The 13,760-nt window shown below is 60.5% G+C and carries 10 protein-coding genes; 8 read left to right on the top strand and 2 right to left on the bottom strand.

From position 1 onward, the window contains the following. Positions 1 to 22 precede the first annotated feature (22 nt). On the bottom strand, positions 23 to 997 hold the full coding sequence (locus Q0G18_RS03560; RefSeq protein ID WP_297149542.1) for an exopolyphosphatase: 975 nt from the start codon (positions 995 to 997) through the stop codon (positions 23 to 25). Between the two features lie 242 nt (positions 998 to 1,239). Here Q0G18_RS03560 and recJ point away from each other — a divergent pair, with 242 nt between their 5' ends. The 7 genes from recJ (at position 1,240) to Q0G18_RS03525 (ending at position 11,055) form a co-directional block, all read left to right on the top strand. Next, positions 1,240 to 4,587 (top strand): single-stranded-DNA-specific exonuclease RecJ, encoded by a 3,348-nt coding sequence (gene recJ, locus Q0G18_RS03555; RefSeq protein ID WP_297149540.1) that lies wholly within the window; start codon positions 1,240 to 1,242, stop codon positions 4,585 to 4,587. A 194-nt stretch (positions 4,588 to 4,781) separates the two neighbouring features. Then, on the top strand, positions 4,782 to 5,216 hold the full coding sequence (locus tag Q0G18_RS03550; RefSeq protein WP_297149538.1) for a hypothetical protein: 435 nt from the start codon (positions 4,782 to 4,784) through the stop codon (positions 5,214 to 5,216). Positions 5,217 to 5,657: 441 nt separating this feature from the next. Beyond that, on the top strand, positions 5,658 to 6,059 hold the full coding sequence (locus Q0G18_RS03545) for a matrixin family metalloprotease (RefSeq protein WP_297149536.1): 402 nt from the start codon (positions 5,658 to 5,660) through the stop codon (positions 6,057 to 6,059). A gap of 202 nt (positions 6,060 to 6,261) precedes the next feature. Next, entirely contained in the window at positions 6,262 to 6,966 is a 705-nt protein-coding gene (locus tag Q0G18_RS03540) for a hypothetical protein (RefSeq protein WP_297149535.1), read from the top strand. Between the two features lie 117 nt (positions 6,967 to 7,083). Further along, positions 7,084 to 9,501, top strand: coding sequence for a bifunctional (p)ppGpp synthetase/guanosine-3',5'-bis(diphosphate) 3'-pyrophosphohydrolase (locus tag Q0G18_RS03535; RefSeq protein WP_297149533.1), 2,418 nt, complete (start codon positions 7,084 to 7,086; stop codon positions 9,499 to 9,501). A gap of 81 nt (positions 9,502 to 9,582) precedes the next feature. Continuing rightward, a complete protein-coding gene (locus tag Q0G18_RS03530; protein ID WP_297149531.1) occupies positions 9,583 to 10,245 on the top strand; it encodes an MBL fold metallo-hydrolase in 663 nt (220 codons plus the stop codon). A gap of 177 nt (positions 10,246 to 10,422) precedes the next feature. Continuing rightward, positions 10,423 to 11,055 (top strand): DUF47 family protein, encoded by a 633-nt coding sequence (locus Q0G18_RS03525; protein ID WP_297149529.1) that lies wholly within the window; start codon positions 10,423 to 10,425, stop codon positions 11,053 to 11,055. Between the two features lie 125 nt (positions 11,056 to 11,180). Here the strand turns inward: Q0G18_RS03525 and Q0G18_RS03520 are convergent, their stop codons facing one another. Further along, positions 11,181 to 12,137, bottom strand: coding sequence for a zinc dependent phospholipase C family protein (locus Q0G18_RS03520; protein WP_297149527.1), 957 nt, complete (start codon positions 12,135 to 12,137; stop codon positions 11,181 to 11,183). Positions 12,138 to 12,312: 175 nt separating this feature from the next. Here Q0G18_RS03520 and Q0G18_RS03515 point away from each other — a divergent pair, with 175 nt between their 5' ends. Then, positions 12,313 to 13,554, top strand: coding sequence for an MFS transporter (locus Q0G18_RS03515; RefSeq protein WP_297149525.1), 1,242 nt, complete (start codon positions 12,313 to 12,315; stop codon positions 13,552 to 13,554). The last annotated feature ends 206 nt before the right edge of the window (positions 13,555 to 13,760 follow it).

Here is a 13,760-nt window from a genome sequence, read left to right as displayed (position 1 = left end):
GTGGAACGATGAGCCGAAAGCGTTACTGAGCCTTTACCCTCGAGCAAGGCGCATTGCCAAGCATGCGCTCGATGAGATAGCCTTCGCGCACGCCGCGCTTGCATATTTCCAGCTTGCGGGCATCGAGCTTTTGCATGAGCGTGCTGAGGATGACGCAACCGGGCCCGACCGTGTGGATGCGCTCGGGAACGGCACGCGCTGCAAGGTGGGCGAATTTCGACGGGTTGTTCTCCAGAAGATCGAGCAGTGCATCGAAGTGCTCGGGCGTGAGGGTTTTCGGCCGGCAGGACTCGCCGGTCATCTGGGCGTAGAGCTTTGCGGCGGCACGAGCGCTTCCTCCGACGCCATAGAGCGCCTCTGCACGGTACTTCTTGAGGTCAACAGGTGTTTTTGCAACTTGATCGAGGAACGCGCTCTCGATTGCGCCGACCTCGTCTGCCCGGGGCATGACGAACTCCACGTATCCCGCGTAGGAGGAGAGCGATCCTTGCCCGATGCTCACGTCGTCGAAGTCGCGCCCTTCCTCGACGCGGATGAGTTCGGTTGACCCGCCGCCCAAATCGACCACGGTGCCCTTCTCGATCGCGCGATCGCATGAGGCTCCCGTGAAGCTGAGATGCGCCTCGTCGCGGGCGGAAAGCAGGTTCACGGAAGCTCCTATGGCCTCTTCGATTGCGCGGATGGCCTTGCGGGAGTTCGTGCAGTTGCGCAGCACGGCGGTTGCGAAGATGTCGGTGCGCACACAGTTGAAGTAGCGCGCTCGTTTCAGGTGCCCGGAGAGCACGTCGACAGCACGGGCGATGCCCTCCTGGGTGAATTCGCCCGCTTCGACATAGGCCGAAAGCCCCGCCATTACCTTGTCGTTGATGATGCTTCGGAAGTCCTTGCAGGTGATGGGCTTCTTTTTGCTTATGCCATCCTTCACGTCGAAGATGACGAGGCGCACCGAGTTCGACCCCAGGTCGATTACGCCGTAGTTTGCCATAGTGCTTTCCATTTCCCGTTAAGCTCGTTTCTTCCATCCTAACGTAGCGTCTCGGGCAATGGGGAAATCTTTACGCGTCCTTTACGCTCGCTCTGATTAGACTCCGTATTCGGGGCGGGCCAATGGTTGGTTCGCGCGAGTGGCGTATCGGCCGTCTGCCCCGCAAGGTCGAAGTGAGCTGTGACACCATGCGGTGATTGTGGGAAAATACGCAGCGAGAAAAGATAACGATGCATGTTTAGAGGTAGATTTCCATGTCAGCTCAGTTCAACATTCGCCGTGCGTCTAGTCGCATGGTATCGGTGCTCCAGCGTGAACTTGACCTGCCCCGTTTCGTCGCGGCAACGCTTGTCGGCCGCGGAATCGACACCCCGAAGGCGGCCCGCGCGTTCCTGTTTCCCTCGTTCAAGCACGATTGGCTCGACCCCTACCTGATTCCTGGGCTCGGCGATGCCGTCGACGCGCTCGAGGACGCCGTGCGGAAGGGTCGCCGCATCCTCGTGTTCGGAGACTTCGACTTGGACGGCATATCCGCGACGACGGTGCTCACCCGTGGCCTGCTCGAACTCGGCGCCGACGCGGTGCCCTTCATCCCGAAGCGCTTCGAGGAGGGTTACGGCATCACGGCCGCCGCGCTTGAGCGCGTGAAGACCTACGGCCCCGATTTTCTCGTGACGGTCGACTGCGGTATCGCCTGCAAGGCCGAAGTGAAGCTCGTGCAGGCGGCCGGAATCGACGTCGCGATCACTGACCACCACGAGCCCACGGATCTGGTTCCCGAGGGCGTGCCCGTCGCCGACCCGAAGATCGACGCCAAGTGCCCAAGCTGCGTGCTCGCCGGTGCGGGCGTGGCGCTGAAGCTCGTGCAGGCGCTCGGTGCTCGCTTCGGCAAGCCCTACCTTTGGCGCGATTTCGTCGACTTCGCGACGCTCGGCACGGTGGCCGACCTCATGCCGATGCTTGGCGAGAACCGCCCGCTCGTGATCGAGGGCATCAAGATGATGAACAAGGCGCCGCGTCCGTGCATCGCCGCGCTGCTCGAAACCTCGGGGGCGGTTGGCAAGCCCCTCACCAGCACGAACCTCAGCTTCTCGCTCATTCCGCGCCTCAACGCCGCAGGGCGCATGGGCAACGCCGACCTGGCGCTCAACCTGCTCATGTCCGACGACTTCGACGAGGCGTACCGCTTGGCAACCGAGCTCGAAGGGCTCAACGACCAGCGCCGCGCGATCGAGGCGGAGCTCTCCGAAATCGCGAAGGTCCAGGCCGCGGAAATCTACCACGGCCAGCGCGCGCTTGTCGTTGCGGGCGAGGGGTGGCATGAGGGCGTGAAGGGCATCGTGGCAAGCCGCCTGGTCGGCATCTACGGCGTGCCGTGCATCCTTTTGACCATCGACGGCGACGAGGCGCGCGGCTCAGGCCGAAGCGTGGGGCGCGTGAACCTGTTCGCCGCGGTCGAATCGGCGTCTGACCTGCTTGTTCGCTTCGGTGGACACGAGGCGGCGGTGGGCATCACGCTCAAGACCAAGGACATCCCCGCGTTTTCGAAGGCGCTTTGCGACTACCTTGACAAGCTGCCCGAGGACGACTTCCACCCGCTCATCGAGATCGACACGTGCATCAACCTCGACGAGCTCACGCTCGAAACGGTGGGCGCGCTGAAGCAGGTCGCCCCCTTCGGCCAGGAGAACCCGACGCCGTGCTTCCTCGCGCGCGACGTGCTGCTCACCCATTGCCGCGCGGTCGGCGCCGAGAAGAACCATTTCTCGTGCACGCTCACGAACGGCCGCACGTCGATTTCGGGCATCATGTTCCACTGCACCGACATCGACATGCTCATGACGACCGACAGCGTGGTGAACGCGGCGTTCCAGGTGGAAATCGACACCTGGCGCGGGCGCAAGTCGGTGAAGGCAATGCTTCAGTCCATCACGCCTGCTCGCACGTGCCCTGCGCTCGAAGCGTGCCTCGAACCGGAGAACCTGTCGTTCGCGGCCGACCTGTACGCCACGAGCGACGCGGAGCTTTGCGAGGACTGCTGCGAGAGCCCCGAGGACATCGAGGCCTACGAGGCGGAGCGCGAGAAGAACCGCGCGCTATGGGAACAGAAGGCGCAAAGCGATCCCGACGCGCTCGAGAACGCGGTGGTGCGGGCGATCATCGGCGACCGCGAGCTGCACAAATCGCAGCGCGTGGTGCTCTCGAGCCTTCGCGCTGGGAACTCCGTGCTCGCCGTCATGGCGACGGGACGCGGCAAGTCGCTCACCTTCCAAGTGCATGCGGCATGTGAGGCGCTCGCGCACCATACGGCGAGCCTGTTCGTCTATCCGCTGCGCGCACTCATCGCTGACCAGGCGTTTCACATCAACGAAGCGCTCGCGCCCTTCGGGATCAACGCGTGCACGCTCACGGGGGAAAGCGCGCCCGACGAGCGCCGTCAAGCCTTCGCGGGCCTGGCGGACGGCTCGGTCGACATCGTGCTCACGACGCCGGAGTTCCTCGTGTGCCATGCCCCCGAGTTCGCGGCTACCGGCCGCATCGGCTTCGTCGTTGTCGACGAGGCTCACCACATCGGTCTTTCGCGCGCGGGCCATCGCCCCGCATATGCGCAGCTCGGAAGCGCTATCGCGCAGATGGGCAACCCGGTTGTGCTCGCGCTTACGGCGACCTCGGACGAGGCTGTCACCAGCGATATCGACCGTGTGCTCCCCGTGGCGGGACATGTGGTGGACGACACCATGCGCACGAACCTCCACGTGGTCGATCAGCGCAACCTGCGCAATCGCGGCGACTACCTGGCGACGCTCGTCGCGCAAGGCGAGAAGAGCGTCATCTACGTGTCCTCGCGCGAGCAGTCGGTGGCACTCGCTCGCAACCTGCGTAAACGCGTGCCACAGATGGCGCCGCTCATCGGCTTCTACAACGCGGGCCTTTCGCGTGCCGAGCGCACGCGCGTCGAAGAGCTGTTCCGTACGGGCGCGATCGCGGTGCTCGTGGCCACGTCGGCGTTCGGCGAGGGCGTGGACATTCCCGACATCCGCAACGTCGTGCTCTTCCAGCTGCCGTACAACGAGATCGAGTTCAACCAGATGAGCGGCCGTGCGGGGCGCGACGGCAAAGACGCGCGCGTGCATCTGCTGTTCGGGCGCTCGGACGTGAAGCACAACGACCGCATCTTGCAGGACATGACGCCCGATCACGATGTGCTTGCCGAGGTGTACCGCACGTTGCGTACGTGGCAGCGCAAGACGCCCGGCGAGTTCTTCGAGATGGCCGATGGCGAACTTGCGCACATCGTGAGCGGCGCGGGCTGCGAGATCACGGCGGCGTCGGCGGCGTGCGGCATCGCGGTCTTCCGCGAGCTGGGGCTTATCGAGACGCATGTGGCCTACGCGTTGGGCGAGGGCGCGCGCATGGTGCGTGTGAAGGAAGGCGCCGGGCGCGTGGAGCTGACCGACAGCGTGCGCTATCGCGAGGGCTTAGGCGAGCGCGACATCTTCAGGGCCTTCTACGAGTGGGTGATCGACTGCGATTGCGCGCGCCTCGAGCAGCGCGTGTCCGGCCCCATCACCCCGCAGATGAAGCCGCTGCATCTGAAGTAAAGGGAACAATCAAAAAGGGAAAACAGCCGTATTACCAGGTGTTTTGCGACTTCCTATCCTGCCGCACATTGACGCTTCGGCATGTCTCCACGTATTATTATGTCAGTCTGAGGACAATGCGATACTCGCACCGAGAACGAAACGTCGGTCGGCCTTGCATAAGGCTGGCAGCTGCCTAAGACAAAGGAGACGCTATGAACATCTCACGGCGCGTTTTCACAACCCTTGCCGCCCTTGCGCTTGCGTGCGGCTTCTCCGGATGCGCGGGGCAGGCTATCGACCAACCTCAACCTGGCAATGATGCCGAAATGCTCGCTCCGTTCTCTATCTCGTTTCTTTTACCAGACGGTAATCCGGCGGCAGACATTAAAGTTGTTTCAGGCTGCCTGGCTCAGCCGACGAACGAGATTGCCGAATTGCATACCACCGACGAGACGGGAACGATAAGGTTCGAGGCGCTTGTTCCGCAGAAGGCGCACTTCTATGTGTTTCCTTTTGAGGGCTTCGACCCGGATTCTGCCGATTCTTTTGACGTTGACCTGCAAGGAGATGGAGGGGATATAACGCTCCGCCTTTCCGAGGACTTCGCCGAGCTGTATAAAGTATCGCGCGAGGTGTGTGGGGGATAGTACGGCGATTTGCCGCGTGCTATCTTCTTGTATTGCGCCACGCAATCACTTCGATTCGAAAATGGCTGAATGATTGTTTTGAAAATGCGGATTGCAACAGGCTTCGATCCGGAGCAAAGAAGACGATGTAGACGCCTGTGTGATACGAAGCCTTGTACTTGCCTTGCACGCCATTAGACAATATAAGACAACGTATATTATTCACATATGATAATAAATGTGATATAAAAGAGGTGGCTCTGCTGTCGATGATAGGAGGTAGATGTAATGAGAAGATCGCTTTGTTTTAGATTGTTGCTCTTATCACTCTCGGTTGCTTTGTTTGTGCCATGCGGTTTTGCGCAGGCCTATACTCTTGGTGATTGCAAAATGAATACTCAAATATGGTACAGAGCCTCATCGGTGTTCACGGACACCACGAGATCGGAAATGAGAAGCTGTATGGCTCAATGGAATGAGTATCTTCCAGAATGGCGAAGGGTTTGCTATAACAGCGATGTTCACTATATGACCTATCGCCCGACAAGTAGAGATGGCAGTAATTTCATCTATAAGCTGCCGGACAGTGATCCGACGAATTTGGCAACAAATTATTATTGGTGGAACGGATCGGGGTACCTGCTCGAGTCCGATATTAACATCAATTACAATCAGCCTTGGGATAATGGCGCTGTTGTTGGCGCGTATGATGTAAGGAGTGTGTTCCTTCATGAAATTGGGCACACGGTTGGCTTGGGACACTCCCTTGTCCGAGAAGCAGTCATGTTCCGTACCTTTCCGACAAATTGGGTTCGAACCACTTTTTCATACGATGACCTAAATGGGCTTGCGGCTCGTTATTAAGGGGTGGATCTTTATGCTTATTCAGGCGAAAACCGAAAAGAAAAAACACAGCGCGCGATTGATTTTCCTGTTTGGCATGGCGATTTGCTTGGCGAGCTTCTCCGGATGCGCGGGGCAGGCTCAGTCAAGTGATTCTTCGGGCGCTTCCTCTTCGAGTGATTCGGAGGCGGCCGAGGCGAATTCTAAGGAAGCTGTGCTGCATGTGAGCGCCCTTAGCGCTGCGTGCAGCTTCGATTCGCTGCGCGACGATTCCGACCTTATCGCCGAAGGCCGCTACCTGGGGAGATCCGACCCCATTCTGGTGATTCCCGTCGTTGGCGGCATCGATGCGGCAATGTATTATACGGATTACTACTTCGAGGTCGACAACGTTTTCAAAGGTGAGGCTCTCACCGACGACGCCGCCGCATCGCGCGGCTCGTCCGTCATCTCCGTTCGCATGAAGGGTGGCGCTGGCGACAGGGTGGCTGTCGTGAACGATGATGCTCCCGAACTTGAGGAAGGGTCGAGCTACCTGCTTTTCCTCTATCGCGTTTTGGACGGCCTCGATGGCAACACTGAAGGGAACCACTACTATTCGTTCGGCGACAAGCTGGGCATATGGGAAAAGGATTCCGCAGGAAACTTCGCGAATGCCGAGGTCGGCAGCGTAAGCGCTGATTCGCTCGCCGTGATGCCCATAAGCGACGCCGCTCCCGCTTCCGAACAGAACCTCGCATCCGAAGACGCGATGATCGACGACGTTCGCGCGCGCTATAACGAGGGTCAAATCGATAAGAAGACGCTCGATGCGTACGAGGAGCTGTATTCGGCGTCGCGCAACGGTTTCGCCACGGTGGGAACCGACGACGACGTGCGCGCGTTCGAAGAGGCGATGGCGGAATCGTCGGCAAGCCAAAGCTCGTAGCGAACGCCCTGCCCGCGCGGGGCACGACCAGTTGTTCTTGCGTCCCCCCTTTACCCTTTGACGAATCGAGTAGAATGAAATCACTACGATTAAGTTTCAAGGGAAAGGAGGACTGACATGAGCCCCAACGGCCGCAACGGCGGCGATGACGAGATAATGCTCGGCGAGTCGCTCAAGTCGTCTTCCGAAAAGCAGACGGTTGATGATGTCATGCTCGGGCGCGCGTACACACCCGAGAAATCGTTTTCGGTGGCGCCTCGTCCCACCGAGGTGGGGGAGCTTCACTCGACGGAAACCCCGGAAGAGCGCTTCGTCGAGCTGCAGCGCCTGACCGACGGTTACCTGGCCGACGACGAGCGCGACATGCTCGAGCGCGCGTTCCGCTTCGCCGACGCGGCGCACAAAGGCGTCACGCGCAAATCGGGCGAGCCCTATATCATCCATCCGGTCGAGGTCGCCATCATCTTAGCGGACTTGCGCATGGACGGCGAGACGCTGTGCGCTGCGCTTCTTCACGACACGATCGAGGACACCGACGTCACCTACCAGGACGTGGCAACCGAGTTCAACGAGAACGTGGCCGCGCTCGTCGACGGCGTCACCAAGATTACGCGCATCGAGGTGGAAAGCCTGTCGGACAAGCAGGCGGCCACCATCCGCAAGATGTTCGTCGCCATGAGCAAAGATATCCGCGTCATCGTGATCAAGCTGGCAGACCGCCTGCACAACATGCGCACGCTCTCGGCGCTCAAGGAGGACCGTCGCATCTTCAAAGCGCGCGAAACGCTCGAAATCTACGCCCCCATTGCGCACCGCCTGGGCATCAACTCGGTGAAGTGGGAGCTTGAGGACCTTTCCTTCTACTACCTCGAGCCTAACAAGTACAAGCAGGTCAGCCGCATGGTCACCGAGTCGCGCGCCGAGCGCGAGCAGTACTTGGGCGAAGTGATCGACACGCTGCACGACGAGATGAAGAAGGTCAACATCGTCTGCCAGATCATGGGTCGCCCGAAGCATTTGTATTCCATCTACCAAAAGATGGTGAACAAGGGCAAAGGCTTCTCTGAGATCTACGACCTCATCGCCGTGCGCATCATCGTGAAGTCGGTGAAGGATTGCTACTCGGCGCTGGGCGCGGTGCACACGCTGTGGCACCCGATGCCAGGGCGATTCAAAGACTACATCGCCATGCCGAAGTTCAACATGTACCAAAGCCTGCACACCACGGTCATCGGCCCAGCTGGCAGGCCGCTTGAGGTGCAGATTCGCACCGAGGAGATGCATCGCCAAAGCGAATACGGCGTGGCGGCGCACTGGCGTTACAAGGAAAAGGGCGAGAAGGCCGACGCCGCGCTCGACCAGCAGCTGGCATGGCTGCGCCAGATGGTCGACTGGCAGGACGAGACGCAGGACTCGCGTGAGTTCCTGAAGGACCTAAAAGTTGACCTAGCGCCGACTGAGGTGTTCGTGTTCACCCCGAAAGGCGAGGTCATGAGCTTGCGGGCGGGATCAACGCCGGTCGATTTCGCCTACGCCATCCACACCGAGGTGGGCAACCACTGCGTGGGCGCGAAGGTGAACGGCGCCATCGTGCCGCTGACCTACGAGCTGCAGCTGGGCGACCGCGTGGAAATCCTCACGCAGAAGAGCGCCACGCCTTCGCGCGACTGGCTGAACATCGTGAAGACGCCCTCGGCGCGCAACAAGATCCGCGGGTTCTTCAGCAAGGCGAGCCGCTCCGACGATCTGCAGATAGGCCGCGACCGCTTGACGCGCGAGATGAAGAAGCACGGCATCGGCATCTCGAGCGCCAACTCGATGCGCGCGATCAAGACGATTTCCGAGCACATGGGTTACAAAAGCCCCGATGACATGCTCGTCAACATCGGCACGGGGAAGGAAAGCCCGCAGCATGTGGGCAATCGCCTGTTGAAGCTGCTCGTCGACGACGGGAACGAGGAATCGCGTGCCGGCGCGCTCGGGCAGTCCGAGACGAGCCCCGGCGTCATGCCCCCCATGATCACAAGCGTCGTCTCGCCGAAGCGCCGCGAGGCGCACAGCTCGAACGGCATCGTCGTGAAGGGCGTCGATGACGTGCTCGTGCGCCTGTCGCGCTGTTGCAACCCGGTGCCAGGCGACAAGATCTTGGGCTTCGTGACGCGCGGCCGCGGTGTGTCGGTGCATCGCGCCGATTGCCCGAATGCCGAGGAGCTCATGAAACACCCCGAGCGCATCATCGAGGTGGAGTGGGAGAAATCTGCGCCGTCGAGCACGTCCTACAAGGTGGAGATCTACATCGAGGCAATCGACCGCTTGAACCTGTTGCGCGACGTCACGGTGGTCCTCTCCGACATGGGCGCGAACGTGCTGTCCTGCAACACTATCTCGCACCGCGACGGCATGGTCGAGATGCGCTTTTTGTTCCAGGTGTCGGATATCTCGCTCATCGATGCGGTGCAGCGCAAGCTGCTCGGGCTTGAGGGCGTGTTCGACGCCCATCGCATGCTCCCCGGGCAAGGGGGGAAGAAGAAGTAATGGTCGTTCGTCTGCAGGCGCGGTGGGCGCGTGCCTCGCTTGAGCCTGCCTGCGGACTGTTCCTGTCGAAAGGTTGAGGCAATGTCTCTTCGAGTGGTGAAAAAAACGTGCGTTGACGTGTGCTTTCTCGTGCAGGGAATGCTCGAGAACAACGTGTACTTCATTTCGGACGGCGAGGCGACGATGGTGGTCGACCCGTCATCGGACGCGGAGGAGATCATGCGCGCGCTCGACGGGCGCGAGCTTGACGCGATCGTGCTGACGCACTGCCACTCCGATCACGTGGGCGCAGCGGCCGACTTGCGCCGCCTGACGGGTGCGACCGTGATTGCGTCGAAGATCGATGCCCCCGAGATTTGCGGGGAGAAGCCCATCTCTCGCGACAATTGGAAGTTCAAGACCTGCCCGGTCGACTTTCGCGCCGAGGACGGCGACGTTGTGGAAATCGGCAACATGGCATGGAAAGTGATGGTAACCCCTGGCCACACCAAGGGTGGCATGTGCTGGTACCTCGTGCCGCAGTTCGGCAACCACGAGAGCGGCGCACCTGTTCTCATTTCGGGCGACACGCTGTTCGAAGGGTCTGTGGGGCGCACCGATTTCGAGGGCGGAAGCATGAAGGAGATGCGCGCATCGCTTCGCAAGCTGGCGTTTCTGCCCGACGAGACGATCGTCCTTCCCGGACACGGCAGGCAGACCACCATCGGAGCCGAGCGGAGCCGCACCTTCGCGCAGTGGGCGTAAGAACCCGCCGATTGCGCCGCTGCGGGGCTTTCTGATATCGTCTGCGGCAATTCGCGCGAATTGCGTTGGGAACTCAGTAAAGAACACGTTAAACTCTGGGCGTTTGAGCGTCAGCGCGACCTCTTCCCGGGGCTCGCGTTCTTCCGGTCAATTCGCTTAGCGAAAAGGAGTCGATGAATGGGCAAGAGGCACCATAAGTACGACTATTTCAGCGCGTTCGAGAGCTTGTCAGAGCTCGCGGTCGATGAGGCCGACCTGCTCATCAAGGCCATCGAGGAATTCTCTACGGCCGATGCGCTCAAGGAAACGATGGAGAAGGCGCACGCCATCGAGCACAAAGGCGACGACATCAACCACGACATCTTCCGCAACGTGGCGACCGATTTCATCACGCCGATTGACCGCGAGGACATCATCGGCCTCGCCCAGGCGCTCGACACGATCATCGACGAGCTTGAAGAGGTCATCCAGCGCTTCTACATGTACGACGTGCATTTCATGCACAAGGATGCGCTCGAGTTCGCGCAGCTGCTGAAGAAGGAATGCAAGGCGCTCAACAAGGCCATGGAGGACTTCCGCAACTTCAAGAAGTCCAAGAAGTTCAAGTCGCTCGTCATCGAGGTGAACACCTACGAGGAAGAGGCCGACCAGCTGTTGATGCACGTCATCCGCGATTTGCACACCACCGATTGCGAGAACACCATGCGCGTGATGGTGTGGTCGCGCATCTTCGAGCACATGGAGAACTGCGCAGACGCGACCGAGCACGCCGCCGACTGCATGAGCACCATCCTGTTGAAGAACGTGTAACGCGCAGATATAGCGCGCAGCGTGACGACGGCTCGCCAGGCGCAGGAAATATCGAAAGCGAACGGGGCCTCATCAGGAAATGAGGCCCCGATTTTTCGAGAAGGCAGATTGTCGCACCCGCGCCCTTACTCCACCGCGAGCAGCTTCGCCTCGACGGGCTCGCCGGAGAAATTGAGGTCGCGCGTGATGGCTCGCGCCGTCTCCGCGTTGAAGCCGTCGGCGTCGAACAGTGAGCTCACCTCGTCGAAACGCTGCTGCGCCTTCTCGTAGCGGTCCCAGAAGCTGTCGGCCGATTTCTCGTGCGTGAAGGGGTTCTCCCAGGCGGCGTGCTCGCGGTTGTCGTACGCGCACGTTTCCGCCAGGATCGCGCGGTGGCTCATCGCGCGATAGAACGAGTACGGGCGTACCAACTCCTCGATGCGCGCGATGGCCTCGCGTTTCACGCCAGAGCCCGAATGGAAGAGATGCTGCACCAGGCGAAAGCAGCGCACTGCGTCGCCGAACGCGTTGCGCGGGATGATCTTGCCGAACACGGAGAACGCCATGCTCGCGTACAAAAGCGAAACGATGCGAAGCATGCGATCGGAACCCTTGAGGATGTTCACGGCCGGGTTGAACGTCGCCACCGTTTCGCCGCGCTTCACGGTGAGCACCATCTCGTCGTACTCGCTCTCGATGACAGCGTGCACCTCGTTGCCGTCCGCGCGCGAAAGGCCCGGCTCGCCCGCATCGCACAGCTGGAACTCGTGGAAGTACACGAGCGGATGCATGGTCGAATCGAGCACGTAGTGGCCCAGGAACCCAAGCGCGTAGGCGCGCCCGACGGAGCGGTCCGCCTCGTCGAGTGCGTCGATCGCTTGCTTGAAAGCGACGAGTATCTCGTTCGGTTTCTCCTTGTGCATGATGTTCCCAAGTCGATGGACCGACGAGAGCAGGGGATTGGCGATGGAATAGAACAGCGGGTCGGGCCCTTGGTTTCCCAAGAGGAATGCCTCGGCCTCGTCCTTCGTTCCGCCGATGGAGGAGAAATGACGCGCGTAGGCGTCCTGTCCGAACGTGTCGTGCGTGATGATTGCCGGCATAGTCTGAACTCCATCCTTTGAGCCCCTGACGGGAATTTTACTGTCGCTAAGTAAAGCATCATATACAATGATGAGCGGCTTGTTAACGTCCTCCATGCGTCTTTGCGTACGTTTTACATAGGCCGCCATGACGCGTGAGCAGGGATTTTCCGAACTTTGAGTGAAAGGCGTTGCGTTGTCGCGCACCCATATGACGAAACCCGAGCGCAGCTGGGTCCTCTACGACGTGGGCAATTCCGCCTACGTGCTTCTTGCATCGACGCTTATCCCCATCTATTTCTCAGCGATTGCCGACCCGAATTCTTCTGCGGTTGTGGCCTGGGGATACGCCTCGACGGTGGCCTCGCTTGTGCTGGCGTTGCTCATGCCGTTCCTCGGCAGCCTCGCCGATCTGAAGGGCAACAAGAAGAAGTTCCTTGCCGGCACCATCGGCACGGGCGCGGTGACGCTCGCCGTGATGGGCATTCCCTCCGACGCGATGGTGTTCCTCGTGATTTACGTGGTGTCGTCGGTCATGCTGAACGCGTCGCTCGTGTTCTACGACGCCTTCCTTGTGGACGCTGCATCGAGCGAGGAGCGCTACGACGAAGTGTCGTCGCAGGGGTACGCCTGGGGATACATCGGGTCGTGCGTGCCGTTCATCATCTGCTTGGTGCTCGTGCTGTTCGGCGAGAATTTCGGGATCGGGCAGCTTGACGGCATCCGGATCTCGTTCGTCATCACGGCGGTGTGGTGGCTCGCGTTCAGCGTTCCCATCTGGCGCGACGTGCACCAGACGCACTACAAGCCGCGCGAGGAGCATCTGTTCAAGAACACGATTGCGGGCCTTGTGGGAACGTGCAAGAAGATTTTCCGCGACCGCAGGCTCATGATGTTCATGCTGGCGTTCTTCTTCTACATCGACGGTGTGCACACAATCATCGCGATGTCTACGAGTTACGGCACCGACTTGGGCATCAGCTCGACGAACCTTGTGCTGGCGCTTTTGGTCACGCAGTTCGTGGCATTCCCCTCGGCGATCGCCTACGGGCGTCTTGCGGGGCGTTTCGGCACGAAGAAGATGCTGCTCATCGCCGTGTTCGCGTACTTTTTGATCACGCTGTTCGCGGCGTTCTTCCTGCGCAGCGCTGCCGAGTTCTGGGTGCTCGCGATTTGCGTCGGCCTGTTCCAAGGAGGCATCCAGGCGCTCTCGCGCAGCGAATTCGGCAAGCTCATCCCCAAGGAACACGCCAACGAGTACTATGGCTTCTTCGATATCTTCGGCAAGTACGCGACCATCATGGGCACGTTGCTCGTGAGCGTGTTCACCCAGTTGACGGGTTCGAGCTCGATCGGCGTCCTTTCCGTGGCGGTGCTGTTCATCGTCGGCTTCGTGCTGCTTTTGAAGATGCCCGAGGGCGCGGTGGCAGGAGAGTAGAAGTCGGGGCGCCGCTTGCGGGACGTGGTCGGTATGCGGCGCGCGAGCCGCCGGGGCTCCGAGCGTACGCCGCCCTGCTCGCAGCTCGGGACCACACGCTTCCCCCACGCGACGTGCGGCTCGGTGTACTGGTTGATTTTCATTGTTAGCCGAACACTCGCGCCGTAATCGGCGTTTTCGCAGCTAGCAGGACGGGCGTGCAAACG

Origin of the sequence: uncultured Ellagibacter sp. (assembly GCF_934636505.1) — a bacterium.
Lineage (GTDB): Bacteria > Actinomycetota > Coriobacteriia > Coriobacteriales > Eggerthellaceae > Ellagibacter.
The sequence above is the reverse complement of the archived record's forward strand: the minus strand, read 5'-3'. Positions and strand labels throughout refer to the sequence as shown.